This window comes from Streptomyces sp. NPDC000348 (genome assembly GCF_042898795.1).
In the GTDB taxonomy this organism is placed as follows: Bacteria; Actinomycetota; Actinomycetes; order Streptomycetales; family Streptomycetaceae; genus Streptomyces.
The window spans coordinates 378,235-393,287 of the sequence record NZ_JBIAZD010000006.1 but is presented as its reverse complement, the minus strand read 5'-3'; the positions used below and the strand labels follow the sequence as shown (position 1 = coordinate 393,287).

Sequence of the window (15,053 nt, the reverse complement as noted above, 5' to 3'; positions counted from 1 at the left end):
GCGGGTGACCGCCCTGTCCCACCGGTCCCCGCCGCATTACCCGGCAGGTAATCGACCCGGCTCCGCCCGCGCGGGATCGTGGACGCACCGGGTTCCGGGCCGGCGCACTCCGGCCCGGGACCCGGCCACCGACCCCGACGGAGGATGATGCGTCATGTCCGCGACCCAGCTCGCCGTACTCGCCCGCACCGTGGAGCCGCAGCGGATGCTGCGCCGCTTCCTGGCCCTGGACGCCGTGGTGACCGGCGCCAACGCCGTCGGCTACCTCGCCCTCTCCGGACCGCTCGGCCGGTTCCTCGGAGCCGGCTCCGGCCTGCTGCTCGGGCTCGGCGCGTTCCTCGCCGGGTACGCGGCCGGCGTGGGTCTGCTGGCCGCCCGGCCGCATCCGCCGGCCGCCGGCGTGCGGATCGTCGTCGAGGCCAACCTCGCCTGGGCGGCGGTGAGTCTCGCCGCCCTCGCGCTGTGGCTCACCCCGACCGCGGCGGGCGCGGTGTGGACGGTCCTCCAGGCGCTCACCGTGGCGGGCTTCGCCCTGCTCCAGCACCGGGCGCTGAAGGAGCGTCAGCTCAGCCAGGACTGAAGGTACTCGGCCGTCGCCGCGTCCGCCGGGAGCAGCGTCTCCACGGCCAGCTCGGCGACGGTCACGTCCATGGGCGTGTTGAACGTGGAGATCGACGACACGAACGACAGCGTGCGCCCCCCGTGCTCGACCAGCATCGGCAGCGCGAAGTACGCCACCGGCTCGGCCGGTTCCCCCTGCCCGTCGGCGAAGTCCGGTACGGGGAAGGCCGCCACCTCGTCGTACAGCGCCCGCAGCCGCTCGGAGCGGTGCAGGGCGATGTGCCGCCGCATCTGCTCCAGCAGGTGCCCGCGCCACTCCCGCAGGTTCCGGATGCGCGGCGCCAGCCCCCGCGGGTGCAGGGTGAGCCGCACCGCGTTCAGCGGCGGTGTCAGCAGGGACTCCGGGACGCCGTCGAACAGCGCCATGACCCCCCGGTTGGCCGCCACGACGTCGTACATCGCGTCGACCACCAGCGCAGGATACGGCTCGAAGCCGCCGATCAGCCGCTCGATGCCCGCGCGCACCACCTCCAGCGCGGGGTCGTCCAGCGGGGTCTCCGGATAGTGGGGCGCGTAACCGGCCGCCAGCAGCAGCGCGTTGCGCTCCCGCACGGGTACGTCCAGATGCTCGGCCAGCCGCAGCACCATCTCCTCGCTGGGCCGGGAGCGGCCGGTCTCGATGAAGCTGATGTGCCGGGCGGAGGAGTCGGCGCGCAGGGCCAGCTCCAGCTGGCTGACCCGCCGCTGCTCCCGCCAGGCGCGCAGCAGCGGACCCACGCCCCCGGTGCGGGGGGCGGTACCGGACGTCACAGTGGTCATGCCAGGACGGTAGTCGAGGAACGGCCCTGCCGGGGAGCCGCCCGCTCCCGACCGGGTCCCGGAGGGTCTTCTGTGGCAGCCTGGGAGTCCGGCACGAGACCCGAACCGGCGAAGGAGCGCGGACCATGCCCGTCGAACCGCTGTCGCAGAAGGAGATCGAGGACCGGCTGGCCGGGCTGCCGGGCTGGTCCCTCGACGGTGACCGGCTCACCCGCTCCTACCGGCTCGGCTCGCACGTCGCGGCCGCGGCGATGGTGGTCCACATCGCCCAGGTGCAGGACGAGCTCGACCACCACTCCGACCTCACCCTCGGCTACGACACCGTGGCCCTGTCCGTGCACACCCACAGCGCGGGCGGCGTCGTCACCGAGAAGGACCTGGAGCTCGCCCGCAGGGTGGAGGACCTGGCGCCCGGACACGGCGCACACTGAGGCGCGTGCTGGACTACGACGAGGAAGCGGAACGGTACGACGCCTCACGCGGCGGTGAACCGCGGGCGGCGGCCGCCGCCCGCGCGGTGCTGGGCCTCGTGCCGGGCGGCGCCCGGGACCTGCTGGACGTGGCGTGCGGCACCGGTATCGTGACCCGGCGGCTGGCCGCCGGCCGCGCCGGTCTGCGGGTGACGGGCGCCGACCTCTCCCCGGCGATGACCCGGCTGGCCGCCGCCCGCCTGCCGGGTGCCGTGGTCCGCGCCGACGGCCGCCGACTGCCCTTCGCCGACGCCCGGTTCGACGCCGTGGTCAGCGTGTGGCTGCTGCACCTGATGCCCGGCCCCGAGGACGTACGGGCGGTCGTCGCCGAGTGCGCCCGCGTGCTGCGGCCCGGCGGGGTGTACGTCACCACCGTCCACAAGGGCGCCTCGCACAACGTCGGCAGCGACATCGACGCGATCCTCGCCGCCCGCCCGCGCAGCCCGGTCCCCGACGCCTCCGACGCCGTCGACGCCTGCACCGCCGCGCTCGGTCTGCTGCCCGCCGGGCGGGCCCGCTTCCGGGGGCACGGTCAGGGCCGCAGCCCCCGCCGCACCATCGCCGACCTGCGGCGCGGCTGGTTCGTCACCCTGCCGCCCGGTGAACCGGCCGCCGAGGAGTTCGCCGCCCGGCTGGCCGGGCTCCCCGACCAGGACCGGCCCCGCCCCGACCCCGTGTTCAGTCTCCGGGCGTACCAAAAGCGCGAGGGCGGCAACCCGGAGGGCTCCGGCGGCGACCGATGGGCGGAACCCATTCGTCCTCCCAGGAGGTCCGTCCCGTGACCCACCCCCACAGGCACCGCAGACGCCGTGTCGCCCTGCCCGCGGCACTCGCCGCGGCGGCGCTGGCCGGCGCCGGTCTGACCGCGCTGTCGGACGCGCCCGCCGAAGCCGCCACCGCACGGCAGGTCGAGAAGCTGGACCGCGGCGTCGTCAGCGTGTACACCGGCAGCGGCAACCTGGTCAGCTGGCGCTGGCTCGGCACCGACCCGGACGACGTCGCCTTCAACGTCTACCGGGCCGGCACCAAGGTCAACTCCAGCCCGATCACCGGCTCCACCACCTACTTCCACTCCGGCGCGCCCTCCCACGCCGACTACACCGTCCGCGCGGTGGTGAACGGCACCGAGCAGGGCGACTCGGTCCACGCCGTACAGTTCCGCACCGGCTACAAGGACGTGCCGATCAGCCCGCCGTCCGGCGGCACCACCCCCGACGGCGTCTCCTACACCTACGAGGCCAACGACGCCTCCGTCGGCGACCTGGACGGCGACGGCGCCCTCGACATCGTGCTCAAGTGGCAGCCCACCAACGCCAAGGACAACTCCCAGTCCGGCTACACCGGCAACACGATCGTCGACGGCGTCAAGCTGGACGGCACCCGGCTGTGGCGCGTCGACCTGGGCCGCAACATCCGTTCCGGCGCCCACTACACGCAGTTCCAGGTGTACGACTACGACGGCGACGGCAAGGCCGAGGTCGCCATGAAGACCGCCGACGGCACGACGGACGGCACCGGAGCGGTCATCGGCAGTTCCTCCGCCGACCACCGCAACTCCAGCGGGTACGTCCTGACCGGCCCCGAGTACCTGACGATGTTCAACGGGCAGACCGGCAGGGCGATGGGCACCGTCGACTACGTCCCGGCCCGCGGCACGGTCTCCTCCTGGGGCGACTCCTACGGCAACCGCGTCGACCGCTTCCTCGCCGGCACCGCGTACCTGGACGGCGCCCGCCCCTCCCTGATCATGGCCCGCGGCTACTACACGCGCACGGTGATCGCGGCCTGGGACTGGCGGGGCGGCCGGTTCACCCGCCGCTGGACCTTCGACACCAACTCCTCCACCAACAGCGGCAAGGGGTACGACGGTCAGGGCTCCCACGCCCTCTCCGTCGGCGACGTCGACAACGACGGCCGGGACGAGATCGTCTACGGCGCGATGGCCGTCGACGACAACGGCAACGGCCTGTGGACCACCAGGACCGGCCACGGCGACGCCCAGCACCTCGGTGACCTCGACGCGTCGACCTCCGGCCTGGAGTACTACAAGGTCTCCGAGTCCACGAGCCAGCCCGCCGCGCTGTACGTCAACCCCGCGAACGGCACGGTCCGCTGGAAGCTGGCCGCCTGCTGCGACAACGGCCGCGGGGTCGCGGGGGACATCTGGTCGGGCAACTCCGGCCCGGAGATGTGGTCCTCCTCCGACGGCTCCATCCGCGACGAGGGCGGCGGCACGAAGGGCCGCAAGCCCTCCTCCACCAACTTCCTGTCCTGGTGGGACGGCGACCCGGTCCGCGAACTCCTCGACGGCACCCACATCGACAAGTACGGCACGTCCTCCGACACCCGTCTGCTGACCGGTTCGGGCGTGTCGTCGAACAACGGCACCAAGGCCACCCCGGTCCTGTCCGGTGACATCCTGGGCGACTGGCGCGAGGAGGTCGTCTGGCGCACCGGCGACAACAAGAACCTGCGCATCTACTCCACCCCCCACGACACGGACCGGCGCATCACCACCCTCCTCCACGACACCCTCTACCGCACCTCCCTGGCCTGGCAGAACACCGCCTACAACCAGCCCCCGCACACCGGCTTCTTCATCGGCGCCGACATGCCCACCCCGCCCAGGCCGACGGTGTTCACCCCCTGACCCGCGCGCAGTTCTCGGAGGCCTTCACCACACCGGGGGCCACCGGGTGTCCGGTGATCCGCTGCCGGGGTCCCGGCCGTGAGCCGCGGACCCTCCACCCGGCGGGGTCGTCCACCGGACGGCCCCGCCCGCCCGCGTCCTCGAGGACCGGCTCGCGTTCGAGGTCCGTCTGCCCGGACGCGCGCCCGGCGTTGCCGCCGATGAGACCGGGCACGCCGGCGGCGACCGGCGTGGCGTCCGCCGCAGGGCCCGCCCCCACGGCCTCCGCCCGCCGGGACTCCGCACCGCTCGTCGCGCCCGCCGCCTCCTCCGGCCCGGACGACCCGCCACAGGCGGCGACCGACATCGGCACCGCGACGACGAGGGCGGGTCCCACGAGCTCGGTCATGGTGGCCTCACGACGCCGGCCCGCCCGTACCCGGTACGGGCGGGCCGGCGTGAACCGGGGTCAACCCACCGTGCAGGTCTTCCCGCCCACCTGGAAGGCCGTGGGCGCGGTGTTCGCCGCCGATCTGCTCGCGGTGAAGCCGAAGGCCGCCGACGAGCCCGCCGCCACCGTGCCGTTCCAGCCGGTGTTGCGGACCGTCACCGCCGCGCCCGACTGGGTGTGGGACCCGTTCCAGAGCTGGGAGATCTTCTGGCCGTCCGCGAAGGACCAGGTCAGGGACCAGCCGTTCCAGGTGGCCGAGCCCGTGTTGGTCAGCTGGACGTCGGCCTGGAAGCCGTCGGTCCACTGGTTGGTGACCCGGTAGGTCACCTTGCAGGCGCCCGTCGGCCCGGGGTCCGGCTCCTCCGGATCCGTGCCGCCGCCGGTGTCCGAGGTGTCGCCGTAGACGACGCCGCGGCCGTTGGTCGCCACGTACACGCGGCCGTACACCCGCGGGTCACCGGTGATGGCCGCGCCGGTCCAGCCCCACTGGTGGGCGTCGTCGTTGACGCGGGTCCAGGTCGCGCCCCGGTCCGTGGAGCGGAAGATGCCGCGCACGCCGCCGATCTCCGCGCTGGTGAAGAGGGTCTGGTACGAGGCGCCCGGCGCCGCCTTGCCGAAGCCGACGGTGTCGGCCTCGCCGACGTTCGACAGCTTGGTGAAGGTCGCGCCCGAGTCCGTGGAGTGCCACAGGCCGTACGGCCCGTCGCCCGCCCCGCCCGCCAGCCAGACGTCGCCCTTCGCCCCCGGGAGTGCCTTGAAGCGCACGCTGTCGCCGGCCGGAAGTCCCGTCGCGGACGAGGCCGTGAACGTGGCGCCGCCGTCCCTGCTGACGTAGAACGTGCCGGACTTGAAGCCGTAGAACGTCTTCGGGTCCACCCGGTCGGACTCGACGACCGCTCCCGCCGGGATGCCGCTCGACGCCGTCCAGGAGGTGCCGAATCCGGTCGTGTGGTGCACGCCCGCGCCCTGCGGGCTCCACACGAACCGGCTGCCGTCGGCCGCCGCCGCGACCGTGCCGCCGCCGCTCACGCCCGAGGGGTCCGTCCCCGCGAACCAGTTGGCGCCGTTGTCGGTCGAGAAGGCGATGTGCGGGCCGGAGTCCAGGTTGCCGGCCCGCACCACCGTGTTCGGGTCGGACTCGGCGAAGTCCAGGCTCGTCGTCGACGTGAAGTTCGGCTGGGTGAACATCATCGGCGGCACCTTGGTGAGGTCCGTGTGCCGGAAGCCGCCGACGTCACCGAGCGCGCTGATCAGCGGGGCGCCCGAGGGGGGAGAGACCAGGTCGTTGACGGCCGTCTCCTCCAAGCCGCGCACCATCGGGGTGATGGTGAAGGAGGTGTCGTCGTCCCAGTCGGTCAGGTTCTCCGTGCCGTAGACCGTCGCGCCCGTCCCGTACATCATCCGGTCGGAGTCGAACGGGTCGATCTCCAGCGCCTCCGTCATCCAGCCCAGTTTCGGTGTCTGTTCGGGCGGCGACGGGTTCGCGCCCCAGGTCAGCCACGGCGACGACGAGACGTCCAGGGTGTAGCGGTTCTTCCGGTCGGGGTACGAGGTGTAGCTCCACGCCTGCGTCCACGTGCCGCCGCTGTCCGTCGAGCGGAAGATCTGCGTGTCCGGCCACCAGGAGCTGTACGCCGTCGCCATCACCGTGCCCGGGTTCTGCCGGTCCACGGTCAGGCCGCTGAAGCCGTAGTACGTGTCGGCCTCCGCCACCGGGCTGATGTCCGTCCAGGCGCCCGTCGCCGTCGCGTACCGGAACAGCCGGCCCTTGCCGCCGTCGTACGGGCCGCCCGTGTCGCTGTACGCGAGGTACAGGTAGCCGTTCTCGGCGTCCAGTACGCCCTTGTGTGCCAGGTGACCGGTCGGCTGGCCGGCGACGCGCTGCCAGGTCGCGCCCGCGTCCGTCGACCGGTAGACCGCGTTCTCCTTGTCGGCGACCCCGACGTAGACCGTCTTCGTCGCCGTCCCCGCGCTGCCCGTCGACTCGTCGAAGGTCACCCAGACGATGCCCTGGTTGTCGGACGCGTACCCGGACGTGTCGCTCGGGTCCTGCGCGTAGTTCCCGGGGTTGGGGAACGCCGTCACCTCGGACCAGGTGGCACCCGCGTCGGTCGACCGCCAGAGCCCGTGGCCGCTGGGCGCGCCCAGGTACAGCACGTCGTTGTCGTGGGGGTCGACCGCCAGGCGTTCCCCCATGCCCCGTCCCGGCATGTTCCCGCCCAGTTTGAACGGCAGGTCCGCCTTCTTCCAGGTCGCGCCCCGGTCCGTGGAGCGCAGCACCGCGCCGTTCGTCGGGTCCCAGTCGTTGGTGTACGTGCCGACCGCCGCGTACACCCGGTCGGGGTCGGCGGAGTCGGAGGCGAGGCTCACCACGCCCGTGTGGCCCCAGTCGTCCCAGCCGACCGAGTCGAGGAGCGGGGTCCAGGTCTTCGTCGGCTCCTGCCAGCGGTAGGCGCCGCCGATGTCGGTGCGGGCGTAGGCCAGGTCCTTCTCGCTGCGGTTGAAGACGATGCCGGGCACGAAACCGCCGCCGTCGATGCGCGCGTTCTTCCAGGTGTAGGTGTCGGCGGCGAGCGTGGTGGCCGGCTGCGGGGTGCCGGCGGCCAGGGCGGGCGGGCCGCCCGTGAGCAGACCGGCCGCCAGCGCGAGCACGGTCGTGAGGATGCGGGTTCTTCGCACGGGGGTTCCTTCCTCTTGGGGGGAGGGGGAGCGGGGAGAGCGTGCGAGGGCCGGGCGGCCCCACCGTGCGCGAGTGGGACCGCCCGGCCGTGTGTGGCCCCGGCGTCAGGTGCCGGGACCGGTCCGCGGAGCGTCGGCGGGGACTATTCGAGGAGCTCCGCGTACGAGCCCATGGCCAGGGCGATGTCGGCCTGGGCCCAGAACCGGTGGTACGTGAAGGTGGGCGCGGCGCCGCCCGCCAGGTAGGACTCGATCTTCGACCACGCCGGGTCGTCCTGGTAGAAGGAGCGGATCGACTCGAACGTCGACGACGAGTTGATCGCGTCGCCGTTCGGCATGGTGCCGCTCCAGCCGCTCGGGACGTGGACCGGGTCGTCGAAGCGGTTGTAGTCGGCGCGGGTCTCCGGGACGGCGATGCCGAGCGCGTCCTGGTTGTTCTCCCACATGCCGTCCAGGAGCGCCTTCGCCGTGGCCGCCGCCTCCGTGTCACCGGAGCGGTCGGCGTAGTACGTCAGCGTCTTGGCGTACGCCGCGGCCACACCGACGTCGTTGGTGTAGTCGGCGACGGTGACGTGCAGTCCGCTGTTGGCGCCGGGCGACGACGCGTTCCAGGTGTCGGGCTTGCCCGACCACTGCAGCGTCGACGGGATCCGGAAGGAGCCGTCCGGGTTGACCGTGGTCTCGGACAGCGCCCAGTCCACCCACTTGTCGAGGACCTGCTTGGCGAGGGCGTTGCCGGTCTGCTGGTACAGCTCGGCCACTCGCTCCATCGACCACGCCTGGAAGCCGAACCACTGGTTCGACGGCGGGTCGTGGTACACCGGCTTCTCGTCGTAGTGCATGCCGTAGAAGGTCGGTGTGCCGGACGGCGGGGTCGTGTACCGGCCCGCCCAGCTGTTGGTCGCGCCGCCCGCGATGCCGCCCTCGTCGGACTGCAGCCAGCGGTAGAACTCCAGCTGCCGCTGCATCGACTTCGCCCAGTCGCCCGCGCCCGTCGCCGACTTCGGCTTCAGCGGCGCGTAGCTGCTCAGCGCGTACGCGGCGAGCGGGTTCTGGTAGCCGCCGTGCGCGTGGCTGGAGCCGATGCGCCAGGCCCAGCCCGCCGAGGTGTCGGTGGCGCCGCCCCAGGCGTAGTACCAGGACAGCAGGTAGTGCGAGGCGTCCTTGCCGGTGCCGGCCGGGCAGGACGGGCTGGTGCAGTTGCCGACCTTCTTGAAGTACTTGTCGTACATGGCGTAGCGCAGGTAGTCACCCATCTTCGCGGCCTTGGCGACGGTCGCGGACACCTGGGAGCCCTTGCCCTGGTCCTTCGCCCACAGGTCCGCCCAGTACGCGGCCTGCACGGCACGCGCGTCGGCGTCCGGGGCGTTGGTGAACTTCCACTGCTTGGCGTAGGACGCGTCCTTGGTGAACAGGTCCAGGTAGCCGTTCTTCCCGCCGTACTTGAAGGCGTCGCAGGTGGGCTGCGGGACGGTCTCCCACACCGACTCCTGCGGGCCGCGCTGGAAGGTGTTGATGTACGACGGTCCGGTGTCCGCGGGTCCCGCCTCGCACTTGCCGGGCGAGTTGCCGTAGCCGTACACGTTGTCGACGTCCTGGATCCAGTGCATGCCGTAGACGTCGTCCGTGCCGTAGGCGGACTTCAGCTCGGCCGCGATCGGGTCGGGGCCGACGGAGACGCCCGAGTCGAGCGCGGAGGGGTACTCGTTCGGGGTGTCGTGCTCGGGCGCGTACGTCGCCGGCTTCGAGGCGTTGTAGAAGGAGTTCGTCGGCTGGTCGGCGTGGGTCGGGATCATGAACTTCTCCATGATGTCCCAGGCCCCGTTGAACTTCGACCAGTCACCGGTCACCTTGCCGTACATGGCCTGCAGCCACAGCAGGTAGCTGTACGCCTCCGAGGTGGTCTCGTGACCGTGGTCCGGCGCCTCGACGATCAGCGTCTCGACCGAGTGGTACGGGATGCCCTCCGGCGAGAAGTAGCCGTTCGCCGGGTCGGTGATCTTCCCGTACAGCTCCAGGAAACGCGCGTCGTACGCCTTCTGGGCGCCCAGCTGCGTCACCGTGACCGCCGCCTTGGCGTGGCCCGGTGCCGAGGACTCGAAGACCGCCGAGCCGCTGCCCGAGGAGTCGGCGGCGATCGTCACCTTCTGCGCGGTGTTCCAGTTCGACGGTGTGAAGGTGAGCGATCCGCCGCCGGAGACCGACAGCCCCGAGTTGCCGCTCGCCCGCGCCGTCGTGACGGTCACGTTCGCGCTCGGCTGCTTGGACAGCTTCACCTCGTACGTGCCCGACTCGCCCTGTTGAACGCCCAGTTGGGACGGCGTGGCCACCACGGCGGGACCCGAGGCGACCGTGATGCCGACCGGGGTCGAGGAGGCCGAGGCGCCCATGCTGTCGTACGCCTTCGCCACCAGCGAATGACTGCCCACGGTCAAGCCGCCGACGGAGAGCGCGAAGGGCGCGCTGCTGTCCGAGCCCAGCAGTTCGGTGTCGTCGTAGAACTCCACCTTGGTGATGGTGGCCTGGTCGGCCGCCGCCGCGGTGGCGGCCAGCGGGACCGTCTCGCCCTGCGTGTAGACGGCGCCGGCCTGGGGGCTGGTCAGCACGGTGATCGGCGGCTGGTGGGCGCCGACACAGGGGGTGCCGTTGATCGCGAAGGACGTGGGCGCGGCGTTGCCGCCGCTGTAGGTGAACTGGCCGCCGGTCGTGACGGCGGCGCCGGCGGCGATCCGGCCGTTGTACCCGGCGTCCTTCACGGTCACGGTCTTGCCGGACTGCGTCCAGCTGCCGTTCCAGCCGTTCACGAGCTTCTGGTTGCCCGCGTAGTCGTACGTCAGGGTCCAGCCGTCGATGACGTCCGTACCGCGGTTGGTGAGGGTCAGCTCCGCGGTGAATCCGGAGCCCCAGTCGTTCGTCTTGTAGTCGACGCTGCACTGGACGGCGGCCGCCTGAGCGGGGGTCGAACCGGTCGAGAGCATCGTCAGGGGAAGCGCGAGAGCGGCCGCGGCGGCCGTCAGTAACCGCCGTAAGCCTCTGCGTCTCCTGGGTGGGGGATGCATGGTGCTGGTTCCTCCTGCGACTCGGACATGTCAAGCCTTGAACCAGTGGGAGCGCTCCCATAGTGAGGATGGGGTAGAGGGCGGTCAAGCCTTGTGTCGAATCGAAAACATTCGACGCCCCGAGCTGAGGGAAAGTCGGCGGTCCCCCTGTTCTTTGCCGTCACTTGGCGCTAGCTTCATGTGCACCAGTGGGAGCGGTTCCACCAGTCGACGCGTCCGTCCCGACGCGTCCGAGCTGCAAGGAGTCGCTCATGCGCCACCCCCCGCGTTCAGTACTTTTAACCGTCCCCGTGCACGTGTGGAGCACCTGACGCGGGGTCGCTCGTTCCCGTGGGATCCACGTGCCGTCCGTGCTGCCCGGAACCTCCCGGCCGGCACCGCAGGCCTGTCCCGACCAGGCCCGACCGGCACTCCCACCCGTAAGGCACCAGGCTGCGCGACCGTCCGCGCACGCCCGAGAAGGACAGCCCCCTACGGATAGGAAACCCGCACGATGAGTCGCACCAGAACCGCGCTTCTCGCCGCCATGGCGCTGGTCGCCGGCGCCACCGGGACGGCGATCGCCGCCGTCCCCGGCGACACCGGCGCGGCCGCCGTCCCCTGCACCGTGGACTACAAGGTGCAGAACCAGTGGGCCACCGGCTTCACCGCGTCCGTGACGATCACCAACAACAGCGCCGCCAAGTCGTCGTGGTCGCTGAAGTGGACCTACGCCGGCAACCAGAAGGTCACCAGCGGCTGGAACGCCAAGGTGACCCAGTCCGGCGCGAACGTCACCGCCGCCAACGAGTCCTACAACGGCACCCTCGCCACCGGGGGTTCGACCTCCTTCGGCTTCCAGGGCACCTACAGCGGCAGCAACGCCGTCCCCGCCACCTTCACCCTCGACGGCGTGACCTGCAACGTCGACTCCGGCGGCCCCACCGACCCGCCGCCGGACCCGACCGACCCGCCCGGCAACCGGGTGAACAACCCCTACAGCGGCGCCAAGGTGTACGTGAACCCCGAGTGGTCCGCGAAGGCCGCCGCCGAGCCGGGCGGCAGCCGCATCGCCAACCAGCCCACCGGCGTCTGGCTGGACCGCACCGCCGCCATCAACGGCGTCAACGGCGGCATGGGCCTGCGCGACCACCTCGACGAGGCCCTGCGGCAGAAGGGTTCCGGCGAGCTCGTCATCCAGCTGGTCATCTACAACCTGCCCGGCCGTGACTGCGCCGCCCTCGCCTCCAACGGCGAGCTCGGCCCGACGGAGATCGACAAGTACAAGACGCAGTACATCGATCCGATCAAGACCATCCTCGCCGACCCGAAGTACGCCTCGCTGCGGATCGTCACCACGGTCGAGATCGACTCGCTGCCCAACCTGGTCACCAACGTCTCCCCGCGGGCCACCGCCACGCCCAACTGCGACGTGATGAAGGCCAACGGCAACTACGTGAAGGGCGTCGGCTACGCCCTGAACAAGCTCGGCGACGTGGCCAACGTCTACAACTACGTGGACGCCGGCCACCACGGCTGGCTGGGCTGGGACGACAACTTCGGCGCCTCCGCCGACATGTTCAAGCAGGCCGCGACCGCCGAGGGCGCGACCGTCGCCGACGTGCACGGCTTCATCGCCAACACGGCCAACTACAGCGCGCTGAAGGAGGACCACTTCTCCATCGGCGACAACGTGGCCGGCAAGTCGGTGCGCGAGTCGAAGTGGGTCAGCTGGAACCGCTACGTCGACGAGCTGTCGTACGCCCAGGCGCTGCGCAACCAGCTGATCTCGATCGGCTTCGACTCGGGCATCGGCATGCTGATCGACACCTCCCGCAACGGCTGGGGCGGTGCGAACCGGCCCACCGGGCCCGGCGCCACGACCAGCGTGGACACCTACGTCGACGGCGGCCGCTACGACCGCCGGTTCAACACGGGCAACTGGTGCAACCAGTCGGGAGCCGGACTCGGCGAGCGGCCGAAGGCCTCACCGGAGCCCGGGATCGACGCCTACGTGTGGATGAAGCCCCCGGGTGAGTCCGACGGGGCGAGCAAGGCCATCGACAACGACGAGGGCAAGGGCTTCGACCGGATGTGCGACCCGACGTACACCGGCAACCCGCGGAACGACAACAACATGTCGGGCGCCCTTCCCGACGCCCCGCTCTCCGGGCACTGGTTCTCCGCCCAGTTCCAGGAGCTGATGAAGAACGCGTACCCGCCGCTGTCGTGACGGGCTGACCACCGGTCCGCCGGGGCGGGACCCGCAAGGTCCCGCCCCGGCGGACCGCCGCGCGCCTCCTCCGCCGCGTCCTTTTTGCGGGAGCGGCAACGTCGTTTGCCCCTCGCCGGTGCGTCGTCGCACCCTGGCGGCATCCGAGCGGAGAGGCTGAGCACCATGGCGCACGACCACACGCACGACCACGAGCACACGCACGACCACGAGCACGACTGGGCCGAGATGGCCCCCCTGCTCGAATCCCAGGCGGAGCTGTTCACCCCGCTCTACGAGCGGGCCCTGAACTGGCTGGCGAAGGAGGTGACGGAACCGGGACTGATCGTGGACGCGGGCAGCGGCCCCGGCGTCATCTCGTGTCTGTTCGCCGAGACCTTCCCGGGCGCGCGGATCGTGGCCGTCGACGGTTCCGAGCCGCTGCTGGAGCGGGCCGGGGACCGGGCCGGGCGGCAGGGCGTCGGCGACCGTTTCGACACCCTCGCCGGTGAACTGCCCGAGGTGCTCGGCGAGCTGGACTACCCGGCCGACCTGCTGTGGGCCAGCCGCAGCGTGCACCACCTCGGGGACCAGGCCGCCGCGCTGGCCGCCTGCGCGGCGCGGCTGGCGCCCGGCGGCACGCTGGCCGTGATGGAGGGCGGTCTGCCGCCCCGGTTCCTGCCCCGCGACATCGGCTTCGGCCGGCCCGGTCTCCAGGCGCGCATCGACGCGGTGGAGGAGGAGCGGTTCAGCCGGATGCGGGCCGGACTGCCGGGCTCGGTGGCCGTCGTCGAGGACTGGCCGGCCCTGCTCACCTCGGCCGGCCTGCACCACACCCGCTCGCGCACCTTCCTCCTCGACCTGCCCGCCCCGGTCACGGACCGCGCCCGCGCCTACGTGGTCGACGCGCTCACCCGCACCCGCGAGGTCGTCGGCGAGGAGCTGGACGCCGACGACCGCGCCACCCTCGACCGCCTCCTCGACCCCGACGACAAGGCGAGCGCACACCACCGCCCCGACCTGTTCGTCCTGGCGGCCCACACGGTCCACTCGGCGGTGCGGCCCGTGTGACGGCTTGACTTGGGGAGCTCTCCAAGTGAGGGACTCGCCGGCACACGACGACACACAGGGGGTTTTCATCCGGCCGGCTGCTGACCGCCGGCCAGATCGCCGACTCGGTCGTGTGGGCCGTGGCGCAGCCGGCCGGTGTCGACGTCGACACCGTCGTGGTACGGCCCGTCGGCCGGCCCGACCGAGCACCCTCCGGCGACGCGCGACGGCCTCCCCCGGGGCGGGGGAGGCCGTCGCGCGCGTGCGGTCAGTTGTTGAACTCCGCGGGGTCCGGACCGGTCCGCCGGTCCTCGTTCAGCGCGCTGATCGCGGCCAGGTCCTCCGCGTCCAGGCTGAACCCGAAGACGTCGATGTTCTCCTCGATCCGGGACGGCGTCACCGACTTCGGGATCACGACGTTGCCCAGCTGGAGGTGCCAGCGCAGCACCACCTGCGCCGGCGTGCGGCCGTGCTTCTGCGCGATCGCCACGATCGCCGGGATCTCCAGGATCCCCTTGCCGGAGCCGAGCGGCGACCACGCCTCGGTCGCGATGCCCCGCTCCGCGTGGTACTCGCGCGAGGCGTGCTGCTGCAGGTGCGGGTGCAGCTCGATCTGGTTGACCGCCGGGACGACGGACGTCGCGTCGATCAGGCGGTCCAGGTGCTCCGGCAGGAAGTTGGAGACGCCGACGGCGCGGATCCGGCCGTCGGCGAGCAGCTTCTCGAACGCCTTGTACGTGTCGACGTACCGGTCCCGGGCGGGCGTCGGCCAGTGGATCAGGTAGAGGTCCACGTACTCGAGGCCGAGCTTCGACAGGGACGTGTCGAACGCCCGCAGGGTGGAGTCGTACCCCTGGTCGCTGTTCCAGAGCTTGGTGGTGACGAAGAGGTCCTCGCGCGGGACGCCCGACTTCGCGAGGGCCCGTCCGGTGCCCTCCTCGTTGCCGTAGATCGCCGCGGTGTCGATGCTGCGGTAGCCGGCCTCCAGCGCCGTCGTCACGGCCGTCTCGGCCTCCGCGTCCGGCACCTGCCAGACGCCGAAGCCCAGCTGGGGCATCTCGACGCCGTTGTTCAGGGTGATCGGGGGGACCTTGCTCACGAGCTCTCGATCCTTCGGTTGTGGTCAGGTACTACAAGTGTTACC

11 protein-coding genes and 1 pseudogene are annotated in these 15,053 nt (G+C 71.7%); 7 read left to right on the top strand and 5 right to left on the bottom strand.

The annotated features are described in order from the left end of the window. Positions 1-154 precede the first annotated feature (154 nt). Entirely contained in the window at positions 155-580 is a 426-nt protein-coding gene (locus ACFY3N_RS15360) for a hypothetical protein (RefSeq protein ID WP_390817150.1), read from the top strand. Here the strand turns inward: ACFY3N_RS15360 and ACFY3N_RS15355 are convergent. Beyond that, positions 562-1,380 (bottom strand): helix-turn-helix domain-containing protein, encoded by an 819-nt coding sequence (locus ACFY3N_RS15355; protein WP_390817149.1) that lies wholly within the window; start codon positions 1,378-1,380, stop codon positions 562-564. The two genes, ACFY3N_RS15360 and ACFY3N_RS15355, sit on opposite strands and share 19 nt — an antisense overlap. Before the next feature lie 125 nt (positions 1,381-1,505). Between ACFY3N_RS15355 and ACFY3N_RS15350 the strand changes: the two genes are divergently transcribed. The 3 genes from ACFY3N_RS15350 to ACFY3N_RS15340 are packed head-to-tail and all read left to right on the top strand — an operon-like array spanning position 1,506 to position 4,500. After that, positions 1,506-1,811, top strand: coding sequence for a 4a-hydroxytetrahydrobiopterin dehydratase (locus tag ACFY3N_RS15350; protein ID WP_390817148.1), 306 nt, complete (start codon positions 1,506-1,508; stop codon positions 1,809-1,811). Between the two features lie 5 nt (positions 1,812-1,816). Next, entirely contained in the window at positions 1,817-2,632 is an 816-nt protein-coding gene (locus ACFY3N_RS15345) for a class I SAM-dependent methyltransferase (RefSeq protein ID WP_390817147.1), read from the top strand. Beyond that, entirely contained in the window at positions 2,629-4,500 is a 1,872-nt protein-coding gene (locus tag ACFY3N_RS15340) for a rhamnogalacturonan lyase (RefSeq protein ID WP_390817146.1), read from the top strand. The genes ACFY3N_RS15345 and ACFY3N_RS15340 overlap by 4 nt, the downstream gene beginning before the upstream one ends. Here ACFY3N_RS15340 and ACFY3N_RS15335 read toward each other — a convergent pair. From ACFY3N_RS15335 to ACFY3N_RS15325, 3 genes are all read right to left on the bottom strand, one after another. After that, positions 4,490-4,888 (bottom strand): hypothetical protein, encoded by a 399-nt coding sequence (locus tag ACFY3N_RS15335; protein ID WP_390817145.1) that lies wholly within the window; start codon positions 4,886-4,888, stop codon positions 4,490-4,492. The genes ACFY3N_RS15340 and ACFY3N_RS15335 overlap by 11 nt on opposite strands. Positions 4,889-4,948: 60 nt before the next feature. Next, positions 4,949-7,609 (bottom strand): cellulose binding domain-containing protein, encoded by a 2,661-nt coding sequence (locus ACFY3N_RS15330; protein ID WP_390817144.1) that lies wholly within the window; start codon positions 7,607-7,609, stop codon positions 4,949-4,951. Between the two features lie 143 nt (positions 7,610-7,752). After that, positions 7,753-10,668, bottom strand: coding sequence for a glycoside hydrolase family 48 protein (locus ACFY3N_RS15325; protein WP_390817143.1), 2,916 nt, complete (start codon positions 10,666-10,668; stop codon positions 7,753-7,755). A 493-nt stretch (positions 10,669-11,161) separates the two neighbouring features. On the opposite strand from ACFY3N_RS15325, the gene ACFY3N_RS15320 reads away from it, so the two are divergent. From ACFY3N_RS15320 to ACFY3N_RS15310, 3 genes and pseudogenes are all read left to right on the top strand, one after another. Further along, positions 11,162-12,880 carry a glycoside hydrolase family 6 protein gene (locus ACFY3N_RS15320; RefSeq protein WP_390817142.1) on the top strand — a complete coding sequence of 573 codons (1,719 nt, stop codon included), beginning with the start codon at positions 11,162-11,164 and terminating at the stop codon, positions 12,878-12,880. Positions 12,881-13,045: 165 nt separating this feature from the next. Then, positions 13,046-13,930, top strand: coding sequence for a class I SAM-dependent methyltransferase (locus tag ACFY3N_RS15315; protein WP_390817141.1), 885 nt, complete (start codon positions 13,046-13,048; stop codon positions 13,928-13,930). 71 nt (positions 13,931-14,001) lie between these two features. Further along, positions 14,002-14,112, top strand: a pseudogene (locus ACFY3N_RS15310) (short-chain dehydrogenase); the annotation flags it as partial. Between the two features lie 65 nt (positions 14,113-14,177). Here ACFY3N_RS15310 and ACFY3N_RS15305 read toward each other — a convergent pair. Further along, complete coding sequence (locus ACFY3N_RS15305) at positions 14,178-14,966, bottom strand: aldo/keto reductase (RefSeq protein WP_390817203.1); 789 nt, start codon at positions 14,964-14,966, stop codon at positions 14,178-14,180. Positions 14,967-15,053 lie beyond the last annotated feature (87 nt).

What these genes read in the sequence shown, in the direction of transcription:
- ACFY3N_RS15325 (WP_390817143.1), bottom strand. Translation starts at nt 10,668, where the DNA reads ATGCATCCCCCACCCAGGAGACGCAGAGGCTTACGGCGGTTACTGACG.
- ACFY3N_RS15305 (WP_390817203.1), bottom strand. Translation starts at nt 14,966, where the DNA reads ATGCCCCAGCTGGGCTTCGGCGTCTGGCAGGTGCCGGACGCGGAGGCC.
- ACFY3N_RS15315 (WP_390817141.1), top strand. Translation starts at nt 13,046, where the DNA reads ATGGCGCACGACCACACGCACGACCACGAGCACACGCACGACCACGAG.
- ACFY3N_RS15335 (WP_390817145.1), bottom strand. Translation starts at nt 4,888, where the DNA reads ATGACCGAGCTCGTGGGACCCGCCCTCGTCGTCGCGGTGCCGATGTCG.
- ACFY3N_RS15360 (WP_390817150.1), top strand. Translation starts at nt 155, where the DNA reads ATGTCCGCGACCCAGCTCGCCGTACTCGCCCGCACCGTGGAGCCGCAG.
- ACFY3N_RS15320 (WP_390817142.1), top strand. Translation starts at nt 11,162, where the DNA reads ATGAGTCGCACCAGAACCGCGCTTCTCGCCGCCATGGCGCTGGTCGCC.
- ACFY3N_RS15355 (WP_390817149.1), bottom strand. Translation starts at nt 1,380, where the DNA reads ATGACCACTGTGACGTCCGGTACCGCCCCCCGCACCGGGGGCGTGGGT.
- ACFY3N_RS15350 (WP_390817148.1), top strand. Translation starts at nt 1,506, where the DNA reads ATGCCCGTCGAACCGCTGTCGCAGAAGGAGATCGAGGACCGGCTGGCC.